The sequence below is a fragment of the Mycolicibacterium aromaticivorans JS19b1 = JCM 16368 genome (genome assembly GCF_000559085.1).
In the GTDB taxonomy this organism is placed as follows: domain Bacteria; phylum Actinomycetota; class Actinomycetes; order Mycobacteriales; family Mycobacteriaceae; genus Mycobacterium; species Mycobacterium aromaticivorans.
Genome location: NZ_JALN02000001.1, coordinates 4,958,537 through 4,977,015, shown reverse-complemented (window position 1 = coordinate 4,977,015; position 18,479 = coordinate 4,958,537). Strand labels below are relative to the sequence as shown.

Annotated in this window: 14 protein-coding genes and 3 rRNA genes; 3 read left to right on the top strand and 14 right to left on the bottom strand. The window is 64.1% G+C overall.

The window, feature by feature from the left end; genetic code table 11:
- Positions 1-4: 4 nt before the first annotated feature.
- The 10 genes from Y900_RS23720 to Y900_RS23675 form a co-directional block, all read right to left on the bottom strand.
- Complete coding sequence (locus Y900_RS23720) at positions 5-925, bottom strand: NAD kinase (RefSeq protein ID WP_036344810.1); 921 nt, start codon at positions 923-925, stop codon at positions 5-7.
- Complete coding sequence (locus Y900_RS23715) at positions 922-1,731, bottom strand: TlyA family RNA methyltransferase (RefSeq protein ID WP_036344809.1); 810 nt, start codon at positions 1,729-1,731, stop codon at positions 922-924. The genes Y900_RS23720 and Y900_RS23715 overlap by 4 nt, the downstream gene beginning before the upstream one ends.
- 8 nt (positions 1,732-1,739) lie before the next feature.
- Complete coding sequence (locus Y900_RS23710) at positions 1,740-1,928, bottom strand: hypothetical protein (protein ID WP_036344808.1); 189 nt, start codon at positions 1,926-1,928, stop codon at positions 1,740-1,742.
- Positions 1,925-2,950 (bottom strand): HAD-IIA family hydrolase, encoded by a 1,026-nt coding sequence (locus Y900_RS23705; RefSeq protein ID WP_036344807.1) that lies wholly within the window; start codon positions 2,948-2,950, stop codon positions 1,925-1,927. The genes Y900_RS23710 and Y900_RS23705 overlap by 4 nt, the downstream gene beginning before the upstream one ends.
- A 1-nt stretch (position 2,951) precedes the next feature.
- A complete protein-coding gene (locus tag Y900_RS23700) occupies positions 2,952-3,788 on the bottom strand; it encodes a tetratricopeptide repeat protein (RefSeq protein WP_081845214.1) in 837 nt (278 codons plus the stop codon).
- Between the two features lie 122 nt (positions 3,789-3,910).
- Positions 3,911-4,023: ribosomal RNA gene (gene rrf / locus Y900_RS23695) — 5S ribosomal RNA — on the bottom strand.
- Between the two features lie 147 nt (positions 4,024-4,170).
- Positions 4,171-7,291 (bottom strand): 23S ribosomal RNA (locus Y900_RS23690).
- Between the two features lie 412 nt (positions 7,292-7,703).
- Positions 7,704-9,223 (bottom strand): 16S ribosomal RNA (locus Y900_RS23685).
- The 16S, 23S and 5S rRNA genes sit together here, the layout of an rRNA operon.
- Before the next feature lie 392 nt (positions 9,224-9,615).
- Positions 9,616-10,887, bottom strand: coding sequence for a tyrosine--tRNA ligase (tyrS, locus tag Y900_RS23680; RefSeq protein ID WP_109751133.1), 1,272 nt, complete (start codon positions 10,885-10,887; stop codon positions 9,616-9,618).
- 27 nt (positions 10,888-10,914) lie between these two features.
- On the bottom strand, positions 10,915-11,526 hold the full coding sequence (locus Y900_RS23675; protein ID WP_036344805.1) for a DNA-3-methyladenine glycosylase: 612 nt from the start codon (positions 11,524-11,526) through the stop codon (positions 10,915-10,917).
- 59 nt (positions 11,527-11,585) lie between these two features.
- On the opposite strand from Y900_RS23675, the gene Y900_RS23670 reads away from it, so the two are divergent.
- Genes Y900_RS23670 through Y900_RS23660 form a run of 3 tightly spaced genes read left to right on the top strand, consistent with a single transcriptional unit; the run spans position 11,586 to position 13,728 of the window.
- Positions 11,586-12,350, top strand: coding sequence for an ABC transporter ATP-binding protein (locus Y900_RS23670; protein WP_036344804.1), 765 nt, complete (start codon positions 11,586-11,588; stop codon positions 12,348-12,350).
- Entirely contained in the window at positions 12,284-13,114 is an 831-nt protein-coding gene (locus Y900_RS23665) for an ABC transporter permease (protein ID WP_081845213.1), read from the top strand. Before Y900_RS23670 ends, Y900_RS23665 begins: the two co-directional genes overlap by 67 nt.
- Positions 13,111-13,728 carry a TetR/AcrR family transcriptional regulator gene (locus Y900_RS23660; protein WP_036344802.1) on the top strand — a complete coding sequence of 206 codons (618 nt, stop codon included), beginning with the start codon at positions 13,111-13,113 and terminating at the stop codon, positions 13,726-13,728. The genes Y900_RS23665 and Y900_RS23660 overlap by 4 nt, the downstream gene beginning before the upstream one ends.
- Before the next feature lie 4 nt (positions 13,729-13,732).
- Here Y900_RS23660 and Y900_RS23655 read toward each other — a convergent pair whose 3' ends face one another.
- The 4 genes from Y900_RS23655 to Y900_RS23640 all read right to left on the bottom strand — a co-directional run bounded on the left by Y900_RS23655 (position 13,733) and on the right by Y900_RS23640 (position 18,398).
- The gene (locus Y900_RS23655; protein WP_036344801.1) at positions 13,733-14,545 is read right to left on the bottom strand and encodes a 1-acyl-sn-glycerol-3-phosphate acyltransferase; all 813 of its coding nucleotides are present in this window, start codon (positions 14,543-14,545) and stop codon (positions 13,733-13,735) included.
- Between the two features lie 33 nt (positions 14,546-14,578).
- The gene (locus Y900_RS23650; protein ID WP_036344800.1) at positions 14,579-14,779 is read right to left on the bottom strand and encodes a Trm112 family protein; all 201 of its coding nucleotides are present in this window, start codon (positions 14,777-14,779) and stop codon (positions 14,579-14,581) included.
- Between the two features lie 5 nt (positions 14,780-14,784).
- On the bottom strand, positions 14,785-15,336 hold the full coding sequence (locus Y900_RS23645; protein WP_051660225.1) for a hypothetical protein: 552 nt from the start codon (positions 15,334-15,336) through the stop codon (positions 14,785-14,787).
- A 71-nt stretch (positions 15,337-15,407) separates the two neighbouring features.
- Positions 15,408-18,398 (bottom strand): acyl-CoA synthetase, encoded by a 2,991-nt coding sequence (locus Y900_RS23640; protein WP_036344799.1) that lies wholly within the window; start codon positions 18,396-18,398, stop codon positions 15,408-15,410.
- Positions 18,399-18,479 lie beyond the last annotated feature (81 nt).

The window sequence follows — 18,479 nt, the reverse complement described above, 5'->3', positions numbered from 1 at the left end:
CGGTTCACTGCCCCCGCCAGCCGGTGACCGGCAGCCGGAATTTGCGCACCAGACGATCGGTGAACGGTGCACTGTCGAGGCGCACCCACTTCAGCGGTGTCGTGCACTTGGTCACCTCGAGCCGCCCACCGGCCGGCACCCGCATCTCGCGGCGACCGTCGCAGAACACCAGCGCCTCGTGGCTGTCGTCCTCGATCTCGATGGCGATCAATGCAGTCGGGCTGGTCACCATCGGCCGTGCGAACAACGCGTGAGCATTGTTGGGCACCACGATCATTGCCTCCAGATCCGGCCAGACCACGGGGCCGCCTGCCGAGAACGCGTAGGCGGTGGACCCGGTCGGGCTGGACACCAGGACGCCGTCGCAGCCGAAGGCGGACACCGGCCTGCCGTCGATCTCCAGCACGACACCGATCACCCCGAGCCGCGCGCCCTTTTCCAGGCTGGCCTCATTGAGGGCCCAACCGCGGGCGATGACCTCCCCCTCGGCGCGCACCGCGATGTCGAGAGTCATCCGCTCCTCGACGCGGTAGGTGCGGGTGACCACGTGCTCGAGGACGGTGTCGATGGCTTCGGCTTCGGCCTCGGCCAAGAACCCGATGCGCCCCAGGTTGATTCCGAGCACGGGGATCTCCGCGTTGCGGGCCAGTTCGGCGGCCCTCAGGAAGGTGCCGTCACCCCCGAGAACAAGCACCAGCTCGCACCCGACGGCCGCGTTGGCGTCGGCGTCGACCACTTCGGTGGTCGAGCCCACCGCGTGCATCTCGGTGGGGTCGAAATGGGTGCCACGGTCCACGGACTCGGCGGAGAGAACCCGCAACGCTATACCGTTGTCGCCCAACACCTTTTCCACCCGGCGGGCGGTCTCGATGGCCTCCTCCCGGGCAGTGTGTACGACGAGCAGGATCGCCCGCTCAGCAGTCATTGCGGTCCTTCCGCGACAGCGCGGCGTACCGCGGCGTCCAGTTCGTCTCCGTGCAATCCGTTGTCTGTTTCGGCACGCAGCCACAAAAAGTATTCGACGTTGCCCGAAGGCCCGGGCAGCGGGCTCGCGGTCGCGCCGATGGCCTGCCAGCCGAGCTCAGCCGCGCGAGTAGCGACGGCCAGCACCGCTGCGGTCCGCAATTCTGGATCGGACACCACCCCGCCGGCACCGACCTGTTCGCGACCGACCTCGAACTGTGGCTTCACCATGGGAACGATATCGGCGTGCGAGGACGCGCAAACAGTCAGTGCGGGCAACACCGTCGCGAGTGAAATGAACGACAGGTCGGACACCACGAGGTCGACGGGGCCACCGATCGCATCGGGTGTCAGGTCCCGCACATTCGTACGCTCGATGACCGTCACCCGCGAATCGGAGCGCAGCGACCAGGCCAGCTGGCCGTAGCCCACGTCGACGGCGACGACCTCGGTGGCGCCGCGGTCCAGGAGCACTTCGGTGAAGCCGCCGGTCGAGGCGCCGGCATCCAGGCAGCGCCGCCCTACCGGGCCGATACCGAAGGCGTCGAGGGCACCGATCAGCTTGTGGGCCCCGCGCGACACCCAGGTCCGCTCGTCGCCGGCCTCGACGGTCAGGTTGGCGGTGACGGCGACCGCGGTGGCGGGTTTGACCGCACGCATACCGTCGATGCTCACCTGGCCGGCGGCGATGAGTTCAGCGGCCTGCTGTCGTGAGCGAGCCAGTCCACGACGGACCAGCTCAGCGTCAACCCGGGCACGCCGCGTCATGCGCGAACTCAGCCCTTCTCCACCGATTCCAGCGCATTGACCAGGATCTGGTGCGCTTCCTCGAGCTGCCGTCCGACGGCATCGATGTCGACACCGGCTACGTCGGCGCTGTCGGGATCGACGCTGGGCACCTGGGCCAGCACGGCGTCGATATCGGCGCGAATCTGTTCGGGGTCGGCGTTCATATCACCGTTCACGCTAGCTGATCCTGCGCCGTCAGCAGGGACCAGCGCTGCAGCGCGGCGCGTGCGGCATCGTCACCGGCGCGCACGGCAAGTCGGCGTTCGCCGTCGGCTGCATCCCACACCGCACGGGCGGTGGCACGAACCACCGAGAGCCCGTCGTCGCTGTGGTCTGCGTCTGCCGTGGTCACGATCACCGAACCGTCGCTGACCTCGACACGCCAGGCCGCCTGGTCGGCTACCCGCAGAGCCTCGGAGCCGGTGTGCAGATCGCGGAGGTCAGCGCCGATGTAGGTGGGGCGTTGCTCCGGGACCGCGTGCACCGCCTCGGCCGCGGTGCTGACCCCGCACAGCACCATCAGGCTGGGCAGATCCGCTGCGTTGGCGCCGGCGATGTCGGTGTCCAGGCGGTCACCGACCACCAGCGGAGTGCCAAAGGAGCCGCGCGCCAGCGCATCTCGCATCAGTGCCGGAGCGGGCTTACCCGCCACCTGGTATTCGGCGTCGGTGGCGGTGCGCAGTGCGGCGACCATTGAGCCGTTTCCGGGTAACAGGCCCCGTTCGGTGGGCAGGGTGCGGTCGACGTTGGCGGCCACCCAGAGCGCACCGGAGCGGATGGCCAGCGCAGCCTCGGCAAGTTCGGGCCACCCGGTCGTCATCGAATGTCCCTGCACGACGGCGACGGGCTCGTCATCGAACCGTCTGACCGGCTGCAGTCCGACCGCCTCGACCTCACCGGCCAAAGCATCGGTCCCGACGATCAGCACCTTGGACCCCGGTTTCAGCTGCTGGGCCAGCAGTCGTGCCGCACTTTGGGCACTGGTCACCACATCGGCTGCGTCCGCTACGAAGCCGAGTTCACGCAAGTGGGCGGCCACATCCTCTGCGGCGCGGGAGGCGTTGTTGGTGACGAACAGCTTGCGGGTCTGCGCGGCGTCGAGGGCATCGATCGCGCCCTCGGTCGGCTCGTGACCGCGAAACACGGTGCCGTCCAAATCGAGCAGCAAGCAATCATGTTGCTGCGCAAGGGTAGTCACCTCAGGCCAGCTCGCCGACCCGGTCTTCGGCGTCGGTGACGCCTTCGATATCGGCCGCGGCGGCATGGATGAACCACTGCAGCGCGTCCTCACCGCGATCGAGGGCCAGGAGCGTCTCGGCGTAGGCGTAGAACAGTCGGGCGGCAGTCGAGCCGGTGCGCGACGGGTCGGGTTGGGGCGTGGACAACACCACCAGCGCCTGCTCGAGCTGACCGAGGTCGGCACGCGCCCCGGCGGCGACGATCCTCAGCTCGTCGGCGTCGTCGCCGGTGAGCTCGGCCGCTTCGGGGCTGCGGGCCAGTTCGATGGCGCGTTCGGGCCGCCCTACGCCGCGCTCGCAGTCGGCGATCAGAGGAAGCAGTTGCGACTTGCTGCCCATCCGCCGGGCGGCACGGAACTCGGACAGCGCTTGAGCCCAGTCACCGCACTGGTAGGCGGCGATGCCGACGGCCTCGCGTACCGCAGCGATCCGCCCCGACCGAGCCCGCGCGGCCTGGGCGTGCTCCAGCGCGGCCTGCGGATCTTCGTCGAGTAGCTCGCCGGCCGCGACCAGGTGACGGGCCACGGTGTCGGCGGTCGAACGATCCAAAGTTGAGAGCTCGCCCCGGATCTCGGGCGCGAGCTGCTTGGCCTCGATAGACGACGGAATGACCGGACCGGCCTGGGTCGCGTTGCCGCTGTCGTCGTCAGAGGTCTGCCGTGGCTGTGCCGGCCGGGCACGGCCCGGCCCCGACCGGCGTGGTGCGTTGCTGCCCCAGCGATCGCGGTTCCCGGCACCGGCCGCCGCGGGACGACGGGGCGGACGCCCACCGGAATTGCCTTGCCTGTCATCGACCACCTGTAAAGGATACGGGCAGGCCTCAGACAGTCACAATTCGGATAATTGAAACGCTGTCAATGGAATTCGATATTCAAATGGAAACGCCCCCCGATTTCTCGGGGGGCGTTTCACTAAATTGTGTTCGGCGGTGTCCTACTTTTCCACCCTGTTGGGTAGTATCATCGGCGCTGGTAGGCTTAGCTTCCGGGTTCGGGATGGGACCGGGCGTTTCCCTGCCGCTATGGCCGCCGTAACTGTATTCACTCTTTTTTGAGTGTCCCCCGTGTGGGGGAGGTTTAGTTTTGGTGGTGGGGTGCAGTGTTGTGATTGCTGTGGTGTGGTTGCGGGCGTCTTGGTGTGCGTCTTACTTTTCCCGTGTCAACTGGTTTGTTGTTTTGGTTGTTGTAAGTTTTCGGCCGGTTAGTGCCAGTTCCCTGAACACCTTGCGGTGCGTGTAGGTCTGGTCTATCGATCCCGTGGTCTGCGGGGGGCCTTATCCCTCTAAAAGGGTGAGAAACCTGGTCTTGGAGAAGGTTTCCCGCTTAGATGCTTTCAGCGGTTATCCTGTCCGAACGTGGCTATCCAGCGGTGCCCCTGGTGGGACAACTGGTGGACCAGAGGTTCGTCCGTCCCGGTCCTCTCGTACTAGGGACAGGTTTCCTCAAGTTTCTGACGCGCGCGGCGGATAGAGACCGAACTGTCTCACGACGTTCTAAACCCAGCTCGCGTGCCGCTTTAATGGGCGAACAGCCCAACCCTTGGGACCTGCTCCAGCCCCAGGATGCGACGAGCCGACATCGAGGTGCCAAACCATCCCGTCGATATGGACTCTTGGGGAAGATCAGCCTGTTATCCCCGGGGTACCTTTTATCCGTTGAGCGACACCCCTTCCACTCGGGGGTGCCGGATCACTAGTCCCGACTTTCGTCCCTGCTTGACATGTCCGTCTCGCAGTCAAGCTCCCTTGTGCACTTGCACTCAACACCTGATTGCCGTCCAGGTTGAGGGAACCTTTGGGCGCCTCCGTTACATTTTAGGAGGCAACCGCCCCAGTTAAACTACCCACCAGGCACTGTCCCTGGACCGGATATACGGTCCGAAGTTAGAAGTCCAATACGATCAGAGTGGTATTTCAACAATGACTCCACCCACACTGGCGTGTGAGTTTCACAGTCTCCCACCTATCCTACACAAACCGTATCGAACGCCAATACCAAGCTATAGTGAAGGTCCCGGGGTCTTTTCGTCCTGCCGCGCGTAACGAGCATCTTTACTCGTAGTGCAATTTCGCCGAGTCTATGGTTGAGACAGTTGAGAAGTCGTTACGCCATTCGTGCAGGTCGGAACTTACCCGACAAGGAATTTCGCTACCTTAGGATGGTTATAGTTACCACCGCCGTTTACTGGGGCTTAAATTCTCCGCTTCACCCGCAAGGGGTTAACGGGTCCTCTTAACCTTCCAGCACCGGGCAGGCGTCAGTCCGTATACATCGTCTTGCGACTTCGCACGGACCTGTGTTTTTAGTAAACAGTCGCTTCTCACTGGTTTGTGCCACCCCCCACCGCTGCCGGCAGCTCGTGCCATGACAGTAGGAGGTCCCCCTTCTCCCGAAGTTACGGGGGTATTTTGCCGAGTTCCTTAACCATAGTTCACTCGTACGCCTTGGTATTCTCTACCTGACCACCTGTGTTGGTTTGGGGTACGGGCCGTGTGTGCGCTCGCTAGAGGCTTTTCTTGGCAGCAAAGGATCACCGAATTCGCCTCACTCGGCTATGCATCACCTCTCAGGATATGTGCCAGACGGATTTGCCTATCTGACTCCCTACGGGCTTGCCCCAGTATTACCACTGACTGGTACGGCTACCTACCTGCGTCACCCCATCGCTTGACTACTACCCACCCGGGTCTCGCGCAGCCCCAGAAACCGTCACCCCGAAGGGATCAGTGATTCTGGATTTGGGCGATTAGCAGAATGGATTCATCAGGGACGCTCACACACGGGTACGGGAATATCAACCCGTTGTCCATCGACTACGCCTGTCGGCCTCGCCTTAGGTCCCGACTCACCCTGGGCGGACTGGCCTGGCCCAGGAACCCTTGGTCTTTCGGCGGGCAAGGTTCTCACTTGCCTTATCGCTACTCATGCCTGCATTCTCACTCCCACACCCTCCACAGCTCCATTACCAGGCTGCTTCACCGGTGTGCAGGACGCTCCCCTACCCATCGAATAAATTCGATGCCGCGGCTTCGGCGGTGTGCTTGAGCCCCGCTACATTATCGGCGCACAATCACTTGACCAGTGAGCTATTACGCACTCTTTCAAGGGTGGCTGCTTCTAAGCCAACCTCCTGGTTGTCTCTGCGACTGCACATCCTTTTCCACTTAGCACACGCTTAGGGGCCTTAGCCGGCGATCTGGGCTGTTTCCCTCTCGACGTACGGAGCTTATCCCCCGCCGTCTCACTGCCACGCTTTCACTTACCGGCATTCGGAGTTTGGCTGACGTCAGTAACCCTGTGGGGCCCATCGGCCATCCAGTAGCTCTACCTCCGGCAAGAAACACGCAACGCTGCACCTAAATGCATTTCGGGGAGAACCAGCTATCACGGAGTTTGATTGGCCTTTCACCCCTACCCACAACTCATCCCCTCAGTCTTCAACCTAAGTGGGTTCGGGCCTCCACGCGGTCTTACCCGCGCTTCACCCTGGCCATGGGTAGATCACTCCGCTTCGGGTCCAGAACACACCACTACACCACACACTACTGTGTGGATACGCCCTATTCAGACTCGCTTTCGCTACGGCTACCCCACCCGGGTTAACCTCGCGACATGTCCCTGACTCGCAGGCTCATTCTTCAAAAGGCACGCCATCACCCCACGACAAGTCGAGGGCTCTGACGGATTGTAAGCGCACGGTTTCAGGTACTATTTCACTCCCCTCCCGGGGTACTTTTCACCATTCCCTCACGGTACTAATCCGCTATCGGTCACTGAGAAGTATTCAGGCTTACCGGGTGGTCCCGGCAGATTCACAGCAGATTCCACGGGCCCGCTGCTACTCGGGAACAGTTCCACAGGAGCCGTGATGTTTTCAGTTACGGGGCTCTCACCCACTACGGCAGACCATCCCAGGCCACTTCACCTAACACCACGGTTTATCACTCCCGCCCCGGCCGGCAGACCGAAGACGAAACGTCCCACAACACCGCACACACAACCCCTGCCGGGTATCACATGCATACGGTTTAGCCATCCTCCGCGTTCGCTCGCCACTACTAACGGAATCACAATTGTTTTCTCTTCCTACGGGTACTGAGATGTTTCACTTCCCCGCGTTCCCCCCCACTACCTATGTATTCAGTAGTGGGTGACACGACATCACTCGTGCCGGGTTTCCCCATTCGGACATCCTCGGATCAACGCTCGGTTGGCAGCTCCCCGAGGCATAACGCAGCCTCCCACGTCCTTCATCGGCTCCCAGTGCCAAGGCATCCACCATGCGCTCTTAAACACTTACAACACAAAAAACCAATTCGAAAAAAGAAATTGCACATCAATTGCACACACAAACCACCAACCCCCCAAAGGAAGCCGGCGCCTCATGCGTGCCAGATGCTCGCAACCACTATCCACAAATCAAACACCACACCCCACCACCAAAGATGGAGCAACAACACGCCTCCCACCCCACACAGGGGCCAGGGAAACACGGGCCTGTTGTCTCAAAGCCCAACAGTGTGTTTGGCAGCACCAGACAACCCCCCACAAAAGAAGGGTCCCCGTCCTGGATGATTGCTTGTCGTGCACCAGACCCCCACCCACTACAGGTCGACCCCATCACTGGAGTCACAGAGGGCCATCCAACGAATCGATCAGAACTCCCGAACCCCCACACGATGTGGGCGGGCCTGATTCTCGTGGTGCTCCTTAGAAAGGAGGTGATCCAGCCGCACCTTCCGGTACGGCTACCTTGTTACGACTTCGTCCCAATCGCCGATCCCACCTTCGACGGCTCCCTCCCACAAGGGGTTAGGCCACCGGCTTCGGGTGTTACCGACTTTCATGACGTGACGGGCGGTGTGTACAAGGCCCGGGAACGTATTCACCGCAGCGTTGCTGATCTGCGATTACTAGCGACTCCGACTTCACGGGGTCGAGTTGCAGACCCCGATCCGAACTGAGACCGGCTTTGAAAGGATTCGCTCCACCTCACGGCATCGCAGCCCTTTGTACCGGCCATTGTAGCATGTGTGAAGCCCTGGACATAAGGGGCATGATGACTTGACGTCATCCCCACCTTCCTCCGAGTTGACCCCGGCAGTCTCTCACGAGTCCCCACCATAACGTGCTGGCAACATGAGACAAGGGTTGCGCTCGTTGCGGGACTTAACCCAACATCTCACGACACGAGCTGACGACAGCCATGCACCACCTGCACACAGGCCACAAGGGAACCGACATCTCTGCCGGCGTCCTGTGCATGTCAAACCCAGGTAAGGTTCTTCGCGTTGCATCGAATTAATCCACATGCTCCGCCGCTTGTGCGGGCCCCCGTCAATTTCTTTGAGTTTTAGCCTTGCGGCCGTACTCCCCAGGCGGGGTACTTAATGCGTTAGCTACGGCACGGATCCCAAGGAAGGAAACCCACACCTAGTACCCACCGTTTACGGCGTGGACTACCAGGGTATCTAATCCTGTTCGCTCCCCACGCTTTCGCTCCTCAGCGTCAGTTACTGCCCAGAGACCCGCCTTCGCCACCGGTGTTCCTCCTGATATCTGCGCATTCCACCGCTACACCAGGAATTCCAGTCTCCCCTGCAGTACTCAAGTCTGCCCGTATCGCCCGCACGCCCACAGTTGAGCTGTGAGTTTTCACGAACAACGCGACAAACCACCTACGAGCTCTTTACGCCCAGTAATTCCGGACAACGCTCGGACCCTACGTATTACCGCGGCTGCTGGCACGTAGTTGGCCGGTCCTTCTTCTATAGGTACCGTCACTTGCGCTTCGTCCCTACTGAAAGAGGTTTACAACCCGAAGGCCGTCATCCCTCACGCGGCGTCGCTGCATCAGGCTTGCGCCCATTGTGCAATATTCCCCACTGCTGCCTCCCGTAGGAGTCTGGGCCGTATCTCAGTCCCAGTGTGGCCGGACACCCTCTCAGGCCGGCTACCCGTCGTCGCCTTGGTAGGCCATTACCCCACCAACAAGCTGATAGGCCGCGGGCCCATCCCACACCGCAAAAGCTTTCCACCACAACCCATGCAGGCCATGATCATATTCGGTATTAGACCCAGTTTCCCAGGCTTATCCCAAAGTGCAGGGCAGATCACCCACGTGTTACTCACCCGTTCGCCACTCGAGTACCCCGAAGGGCCTTTCCGTTCGACTTGCATGTGTTAAGCACGCCGCCAGCGTTCGTCCTGAGCCAGAATCAAACTCTCCAAACAAAAACAACCCATCCAAAGACAGGTGGAATTCGAATCAGAACAAGCCTGAAACCAAACAAAGACACCAAAACTGGCATCAAAAAAACCGCACCCCAACACGGGGGTATCAGAGCACGGCAAAAAACAACAACAAACAAAAACCACCAAACACACTATTGAGTTCTCAAACAACACACCCCAGTACCCACTCGACCGCGCAGTAATTCCGCGACCCGAAGGCCGCGTAGATATCGTGCGGACAAGAGGAACAACCCTGTTGCCAGGTTTGATTCCCGGGAGGTCTTCGCGCTCTCCGGCTTGGCCGGGCCGCTCTGACTTGGAATAAGTTACAGACGAGCTAACGGCGAGTCAAATCGCCTGCTAGATCGGCGTTTCGCGCTCGCCCCGAAGGCTCAAACCCGCTGTACCCCAGCGATATTCCGCTTCCCGCGGCGCAGCACCAACCAGCGCCCGTGCAGGAAGTGGGACGGTTGTGCCACCCAGTCCTCGCTGTCGATCTTCTCGTTGTTGACCGACACTCCCCCCTCGGCGATCGTGCGCTTGGCGGCACCCTTGCTCGCCGACAGGCCGGTGGCCACCAACAGATCGACGATGCCGTCCGCGCCGCCCGGACCGAGCTCGGCCACTGTCGTCTCCCGCAACGCCGCGGACAGGGTCGGTTCATCGAGTCTGGATAGCTCACCCCTGCCGAACAACGCCTGCGACGCGTGCTCGACGGCGTCAGTCGCGGCCTGGCCGTGCACCAACGTGGTCAGTTCTTGGGCAAGCCGCCGCTGTGCGGCGCGCTCGTGTGGACGTTCGACCGTGGCCTGCGCGAGCTCGGCCAGGTCGTCGGCCGACAGGAAGGTGAACCAGCGTAGGTACCGGATCACGTCGGCGTCGGCGGTGTTGACGAAGTACTGGTACCAGGCATAAGGGCTGGTCATCTCCGGATCCAGCCACAGGCTGCCGCCTCCGGTGGACTTGCCGAACTTGGTTCCGTCCGCCGCGGTGACCAGCGGCACCGTCAGCGCATGGACGCTCGCGCCGAGCATCTGGCGGGCCAGCCGCACCCCGGCGATGATGTTGCCCCATTGATCGGAGCCACCGATCTGCAGCGAGCAGCCGTAGCGCCGGTGCAGTTCCACGTAGTCGTTGGCCTGCAGCAGCATGTAGCTGAATTCGGTGTACGAGATGCCGTCGCCGTCGAGCCGGCGACGGATCGTGTCGCGGTCGAGCATCACGTTCACCGAGAAGTGCTTGCCCACGTCGCGCAGGAAATCGATGGCGCTCAGCTGCGCGGTCCAATTCAGGTTGTTCTCCACGATTGCCCCGCTGGGCGACTCGTCGAAGTCGACGAAACGCTCCAGCTGGCCGCGGATTCGCTCGGCCCACTGGGCGACGGTGTCGGTGGTGTTCATGGTCCGCTCGCCGGTGTCGCGAGGATCACCGATCATGCCGGTGGCGCCGCCAGCCAACACGATCGGCCGGTGTCCGGCCCGCTGGAATCGACGAAGTGTGAGCAACGGCACCAGATTTCCCGCGTGCAGGCTCGGAGCGGTCGGATCGAATCCGCAATACACCGTCATCGGGGGCTGCGCGGCCGCCGCGGCGAGCGCGTCGATGTCGGTCGACTGCGCAATCAGCTCCCGCCAGCCCAACTCGTCGAGAATCGTCGTGCTCATGCGTTGATCTTCCCGCATGGGATGCGCTCAGTCGCTCGCGCCCGGGATTGGGGCGCGGGGACTGCGACGGTAGGCCGACACCTCCGGACGTCCGGTGAGCCACAATCGCCACGGTCGGTCGGCCGCCTGCGAGACCCCGACCCGCGGGCCGGCGCTCTCCGGGCCCTCCCCGTGGCCGAGTTGGACGGTCACCGGCGACGCGGGATCGAAGACGTCGACCCCGTTGTCGTCCATCACGATGCCCAACGCCGAACAGAGGTTGCCCGGACCGCGGGCCAGCGCCACTGGACGAACCGCCGGGCCGCGCCGAATCTGCGCCACATCGCGACCCGACTCGATCGCCGCGGCCCGCACCAGCACCGCCGCAGCCGTGCCGTCGGGGCCGCACGACACGTTGGCGCAGACGTGGATGCCGTGGCTTCGATACGTATAGAGGTGACCGGCCGGGCCGAACATCACGTTGTTGCGGATACTCGGACCCCGGTATGAGTGGGCCGAGGCGTCCGGCCACGGACCGTCCGGCGGGCCGCCGTAGGCCTCGACCTCCACGATCAGCGCGCTGACACCCCGGCAGCTGATCACCCCGCCGAGCAGCAGTCGCGCTGCCGAGACCGGATCTGTATCCAGCTGATCACCCATCGGACGAAATTCTGCCCCAGGCCTTGACCTGCCCTGCGCCGGGGAGCATTATTCATCGCATGATGAGTTCATCGGGTGATGAATTATTGACCGGCCGTGGCGAACCCGCCATCCGAGTCGAGCACCTGCGCGTCGTGCGCGGTAAACGGGTCGCCCTGCACGACATCTCGGTGACAATCCCCCACGGTTCGATCACCGGACTGCTCGGCCCGTCAGGTTGCGGCAAGACCACGCTGATGCGCAGCATCGTCGGCACCCAGATCGTCACGTCGGGATCCGTGACCGTACTCGGACACCCGGCCGGCTCCCCCGGGCTGCGGCACCGGGTCGGCTACGTCACCCAGGATCCGACGATCTACGACGACCTCCGGGTCATCGACAACGTCCGCTACTTCGCGGCACTGTACGGCGCTGCCCCCGCGGTGGCCGATCGCGCGGTCGACGACGTCGGACTTCGTGATCACGCCTCCGCGTACTGCGCCAACCTGTCCGGCGGACAGCGCGCCCGGGTCTCGCTGGCCTGCGCGCTGGTCTGTACGCCCGACCTGCTGGTGCTCGACGAACCGACGGTCGGCCTCGATCCCGTGCTGCGCGTGGACTTGTGGGCCCAGTTCGACGCACTGGCCCGCCGGGGCACCACTTTGCTGGTGTCCAGCCACGTGATGGACGAGGCCGACCACTGCGCAGGCCTGCTGCTCATGCGCGAAGGCCGACTGCTGGCCACCACCACCCCCGCCCGACTGCGAGAGGACACCGGATGCGCATCACTGGAGGAAGCGTTCCTGTCCATCATCAAGCACAGCACCGCAGCGTCAGCAAGCTGAACCCTCGTGCCTATCTGGGCGCCTATCTCGCCACCACCGGCCGTATTCTGCGCCAACTACGGGCCGATCACCGAAGTGTCGCAATGATTCTCGTGGTGCCCAGCGCGGTGATCACCTTGATGTACTTCATGTTCGACGACGTGCCGAAATTTCCCGGCGCGATTTCGCCGTTCCAGACGACATGCCTGATCCTGCTCGGACTGTTCCCACTGTTCGTGATGTTCCTGATCACCTCGATCACCATGCAGCGCGAGCGATCATCGGGAACGTTGGAACGGATCCTGACCACCCCGTTGCGCCGACTGGACCTGCTGGCCGCCTACGGCACGGCGTTCTCGGTCGCGGCCGCCGCGCAGGCGATCCTGGCGTGCATCGTCGCGTTCTGGCTGTTGGGCTTCGACACCAAGGGCAGCCCGGTGTGGGTGTTCGTCATCGCCGTCATCAACGCGGTGCTGGGTGTCGGCCTGGGCCTGCTGGCAAGTGCGTTCGCCCGCACCGAATTTCAGGCCGTGCAGTTCATGCCGGTGGTGATCGTCCCCCAACTGCTGCTGGCCGGGATCATCGTGCCGCGCAATCAGATGCCGACCTGGCTGGAATGGATCAGCAACGCGATGCCCGCCAGCTATGCGCTGGAGGCCTTGCAGCAGGTGAACACCCACACCGACCTGACCACCATCGCGGTCCGGGACATCATCGTGGTCCTGGCTTTCGCCACCGCGGCGATGGCCTTGGCCGCGGCCACCCTGCGGCGGCGCACCCCGTGACCGCCGGACCCCGGCAAACCAAGCGCCCCGGACGCCCACCGGGCACATCCGATACCCGCGAACGAATCCTGGCCAACGCGCGAGAATTGTTCGCCCGCAACGGCATCGACAAGACGTCGATCCGGTCGATCGCCGCGGCCGCCGGTGTCGACTCAGCCTTGGTGCACCACTACTTCGGCACCAAGGAGCAGCTGTTCGCCGCTGCGATCAACATCCCGATCGACCCCATGGCGGTACTGGCTCCGCTGCGCGACACCCCGGTCGACGAACTCGGCCGGGTCCTACCGTCGATCCTTCTGCCGCTGTGGGATTCGGAGATGGGCAACGGGTTGATCGCGACGATGCGGTCACTGCTGGCGGGTGCCGACGTCACGCTGGTCCGCTCGTTCTTCCAAGAGGTCATCACTACCGAAGTCGGGCGCCGAGTCGACAACCCACCTGGCACGGGACGATTGCGCGTCCAATTCGTGGCCTCGCAACTGGTGGGTGTGGTGATGGCGCGCTACATCATCGGGCTGGAGCCGTTCGCGTCCCTGACACCGGGACAGATCAGTGAAACCATTGCGCCCACGTTGCAGCGTTACCTCACCGGTGAACTGCCTTCGCTGTACTAACCCCTCAACCCAGGATGGGCAAACGCCGTTGGCGCGACAGCCGGTTCAGCGCCCGCTGCATCACCCGTCGCACATGAGTGTCGACCTCGTCGACATCCGGATGCCTCCCGAACGCCGCGGGATCGACCGGTTCGAGGACTTCCATGACGATTTTCGAGGGCAGCGGCAGATTCGGCGGGACGGTGACGGTCAACCCAAACGGGAGCCCGACCGTCACTGGCAGGATCTCCATTCGAATCTTGTTGAGCCCCAGAAGATGCGCGAATCGAGTGCCACGACCGAGGAAGAACTGGGTCTCCTGGGCGCCGATCGAGACCATCGGCACGATCGGCACGCCGGTCTCTATCGCGGTGCGCGCATAGCCGGTGCGTCCGTCGAAGTCGATCGCGTTTCGCCGTGATGTGGGCCGGTAGGCGTCGTAGTCACCGCCCGGGAAGACCAGCACGACGGCCCCGGCGTCCAGTGCTGCTCTGGCGGCCTTCGGGCTGGCGTGCACAACACCCAGACGTGGCAGTAGCGGACCCCACGGCGCGATGAAGATTCCGTAGTGCGCCAGCGTGTACAGGGGCCGCTCATATCCGAACTCGGCATAGAACGCCGGCCCGAAGATCGACACATCGGGTGTCAACATGCCCCCGGAGTGGTTGCACACCACCAGCGCACCGCCCGACCGCGGCATCAACCCCAGGCCACGGACCTCGGCGCGGAAGTACAACCGCAACAACGGCCACATCCGGCCAAGTACTTGTCGGGTGAAGGAAGGATCCCAGTTGGCGAGTTCGCCATCCAACTGCTCGACGACGACGGCGTCCCCCATGGCCCAAACGGTACGCCCGATTGACCTGACGGGTTAGGACGCCGAGCGCGCCATCAGACGCTCGTGCTCCTCGGGACTGACGTCGACGGCCTCGTCGACCAGCAACACCGGGATGTCGTCGTCGATGCGGTAGGCCTTGTGCAGCCGAGGGTTGTACAGAAGTTCGTCCACCAGCAGCAGCGGCCCGCGGTCGGCCGGGCACACCAGGATGTTCAGCAGTTTCTGGTCCAGCATGTGGGCTACGGGCTCACAGCCGGAGGCGCCGCCGCCGGGGCCTGATTGCCGCCGATGGTCGGTGCGCCGTCGCTGGGCATCTGACCGGCCCCCATCACGGCATTGTTCTGCTGCCGCTGTTGCGCCTGCTGCAGGAGCTGCATCTGGGCGAAGATCTTCTGCTGGTAACCCAACGTGTTCTGGAGCGCCTCGATAAGCGGTTTCTGATTCGGGCGGTACTGCAGCGCGTTCTGAATCTCGGCGATATTCGTCCTCGACGGCTTGATGCCCTGTGCACGGAGTTTCATCACCGACTTGATCAGGTTGGACAGCTGGCCGCCGCCGGCGCCCTGGTCGTAGTTCTGGTCGATGAACTGCAGCAGCTGGTCGGCGCTCTGAAACTGCGGGACGCCATTGGCATCCGCTGTCGCCGGGGCCGTCGGATTCGCCGGCGCGGTGCTCGGATCAGCCAGCGCCTGTTGCGTACCGATGCCGACCAGCAGCCCAGCGGCCAGGGCACCGATCGCCGTGCCGCGGACGGCGCGACGCCAGTGACGTGAAGCGGTCTGGGTTGTCATGCATTCCTCCGACGCGTGGCGATCTGCGGTTATCGGCGAGCCTAACAGCGCCGCGCGACCTGGGCAGAAGCTCAGTTCTCGGCACCGCTCGAGTCATCGGTACCGCAAAGCTGAGCGCGTGCCGCAGCCGTCAAACGCTTGTACTTCCCCGTATCGGGCTCCAAATGCCAGGCGTTACGAGATGCCTTCGGTATCCCGTCGGCGCGCAACGCCGACACCGTCGGCCGGAACGTAGCGCTCAGCGGCATCTCCGGCACCACGTGCACCACGTCGGGCGCCAGACCCACCGGCATCGACGCGAATGCGTCGGTCAGGTCCGCAGTGGTCACCGCCATGCCGTCGCGCAGCGTGATCGCGGTGACAGCGACGACTCCGTCGGCCCCCTCGACGCTGTAGGTGGCGGCCAGGTCGACGGCATTGATCCGGCCGACGGCGTCGGTGACCGATTCGGGAAACACGACGCCGCGTTCGGTGCGGATCAGCAGCGGGCGGTTGCCCAGCAGCCAGAAATCGCCGTCGGCGTCGCGCCGGAACACGTACTCGGTGGAGATCCAGGTGTCCCCCGGCGCGAACACGCCGCGCTTGACCGATGCGGTCGGATCGATCGGCCCCCACGGCCGGGCCAGCAGCACGCCGACCTCGTTGGGCTCGGCGACTGTGACAAACCCACGGTCGTCTTCGAGGATCAGGTCGTCCTCGGCGTCGTAGGCAGCCAACTCGACCTGGCCGCCACCGGGCAGCGGACGGCCCTTGCTGCCGATCTTGGCGCCGGCCACGTTGGCCAGCACGGCCTGTCCGTCGGTGGTGGCGAAGAACTCGACCACGTTGGCCGGGCTGAAGGCGTCGACGGTCCGCTGCCAGAGTCCCGGCGGCATGCCCGAGCCGATGAACAGCCGTACCGGATGATTGCCGCGCAACCGGAAATCCGGGTCGTCGACAACGCTGCGCAGCATCGTCCAGGTGTAGGAGACGACGGTGACGCCGTACTGCCGGATCTCGGTGAGGAAGCGGTCCGGGTGCAGCCCGCGCGACAACGCGATGCGGGTGCCGCCGACCACCGCGCCGCCGAGGCTGACCAGCAACCCGGACTGATGATGCAGCGGAGTCAGGCAGTACACGGTGTCACCGCGGCCCAGCGCCGCGGCCGAGGCGGTGCCGAACGCGGACAACGCCCAGCGGTAGTTGGTGATCTGCTTGGGCACCAACGCTCCGCCGACCGTGTTGAACGCGACGAACGCCAGATCCCGCGCGAAGCCCGGGTTGGCCCGGTACCAGCCCGGCAAAGCAACGGCGTCCGGATCGATCTTCTCCATGTCGACGACATTGCTGTCGCCGGGCAGGTTCAGGTCGCGGGTCTCGCCGCCACCGAGAACCAGCACCTGGACCGGGAGTTGGCGGGCCGCGTCGAGGTTGCCCGGGTCGGTGATGACCTCGCTGACGCCACCGATTCGGATCGCTTCGGCGAGGTCGGCGTCGGGAGGCATCAGCACCGCGACTGCACCTAGGCGGGACAACGCAGCGATCGCCACCAATGCCGACGGCCGGGTGTCCATGAGCACACCAACCCGTACGCCCTGACGCACGCCAACCGAGATCAGGCCGCGGACAACGTTGTTGATCCGTCGGTTCACCGCCTCGTAGGTGTGCACCCGCCCGTCGTACAACAGGAACTCGCCGTTGGGGGCGCCGTCGGCCTGCTCGTCGATGATGCGGCCCAGCGAGATTCTGGTGTGGTCGTTGATCTGCCCCAGCCGGGTCAGTCGCGGCAGCGTGCGCGCGGTCTCCACCGCGAGCGTGCGCATCGACTTCCTGGTGTTCACCACCGCCCCGGCCGCACCGCGCGCCAGCGACCAGGCGACCTCCGACGCCTCGGCAACGCCGTGCATCAGTCGCGCGGACAGGGCCACCCCGGACTCGTCCGGCTCGGCGTCGCTGTCCTGCATGGGCGCGATGGCGGCGGGGCGGGAATCCTGCCCGGCGAGCCAGCGCACCCAGTCCGCCACCGTCGGCCACGTCGCCGTCGCCGCCTTGGATCCGACAACCAGACCGAAGTGTCCGGCCCGAATCATCACCTCATAGACGTCGGCGCCGGGGGCGGCGCGCTTGATGCCTCGCACCGAGGCGGGCTGACCGATGTCGTCGACCTCGCCGACGAAAGCCAGCACCGGGCAGGTGATATCGGACAACGTCACCAGCTGGCCGTTGATGTTGAACCCGCCCGACATCATCCGGTTGTGCGAGATGAACTGCTTGAGCAGCTCGGAGACCGCGGGTCCGGACCAGGCGATCCAGCCTTCGGAATCCAGGAAGCGCCGCTGCTGTTCGCGCGGCAGCAGGGCGTCGCGGTCGTGCAGCTGGAGCAGGAAGTCGAGGCGCGCTTTCGCGGTCTTGAGGGGGTCGAGCATCTGAAAACCGGTGCGGGCCAACCATCCCGGGACGTCAATGCGATTGAACACGTGGTCGGCCATGAAGTCCGCGGCCACCGCACCGATGTTGGGCGGGATGCCCATCGGCAGCGCGGCCAGCGTGTCCACCGGCGAGCCGAACGCGATGATGCTGGCGATGTCCTTCGTCCGCCGGTAGGCCGCGGTCTGGTAGCAGAACATGCCGCCCTGCGAATAGCCGGCGAGATGGACGCTCTGGCCGGTGGTGTCCCTGACGGTGTCAATGGCCTCGTTGAGCGCGACGATGTGGTCGGTGAGGTTGCGTTCCATGCCACCCTCGACCTCGTCGGGTGAGCCGAAGTCGATCACCCACGGGTCGATGCCCGCCTCGTGCAGGATGCCGACGGCGCCGTCCTCCCGGGTGACGTCCCACATGTTCGCCGACATCATCATCGGGTGGACCATGAGCACCGGCGGACCCGCGGGCCGCTGGCCGGGCCTGCTGTCCGGCGGGAAGTAGCGCCGAAGCTTGTACATCGGCTTGCTCTCGACGATCTGGAACGGTGAGGGCACCGCCCCCGTTTCCAAACCCCCCAGCCGCAGTACCTCGAAACCGTTCTGTGCCGTCGCCATCAGGCGCTCCACAGGCCTGGTTACCGCCGACAGATTCAGATCCACGGGTGTTCTCCCCTGTTTAACGTGTGTGTCCCACGTCGCTGCTGCTTGAGGCCCCGACAGCCAGCACATCATGGCATAAGG

Bases quoted from the DNA above. Each gene is read 5' to 3' on its own strand.
- Y900_RS23655 (WP_036344801.1), bottom strand. From the start codon at position 14,545: ATGGGGGACGCCGTCGTCGTCGAGCAGTTGGATGGCGAACTCGCCAAC.
- Y900_RS23675 (WP_036344805.1), bottom strand. From the start codon at position 11,526: ATGGGTGATCAGCTGGATACAGATCCGGTCTCGGCAGCGCGACTGCTG.
- Y900_RS23715 (WP_036344809.1), bottom strand. From the start codon at position 1,731: ATGACGCGGCGTGCCCGGGTTGACGCTGAGCTGGTCCGTCGTGGACTG.
- Y900_RS23720 (WP_036344810.1), bottom strand. From the start codon at position 925: ATGACTGCTGAGCGGGCGATCCTGCTCGTCGTACACACTGCCCGGGAG.
- Y900_RS23665 (WP_081845213.1), top strand. From the start codon at position 12,284: ATGCGCATCACTGGAGGAAGCGTTCCTGTCCATCATCAAGCACAGCAC.
- Y900_RS23670 (WP_036344804.1), top strand. From the start codon at position 11,586: ATGATGAGTTCATCGGGTGATGAATTATTGACCGGCCGTGGCGAACCC.
- tyrS (WP_109751133.1), bottom strand. From the start codon at position 10,887: ATGAGCACGACGATTCTCGACGAGTTGGGCTGGCGGGAGCTGATTGCG.
- Y900_RS23645 (WP_051660225.1), bottom strand. From the start codon at position 15,336: ATGACAACCCAGACCGCTTCACGTCACTGGCGTCGCGCCGTCCGCGGC.
- Y900_RS23650 (WP_036344800.1), bottom strand. From the start codon at position 14,779: ATGCTGGACCAGAAACTGCTGAACATCCTGGTGTGCCCGGCCGACCGC.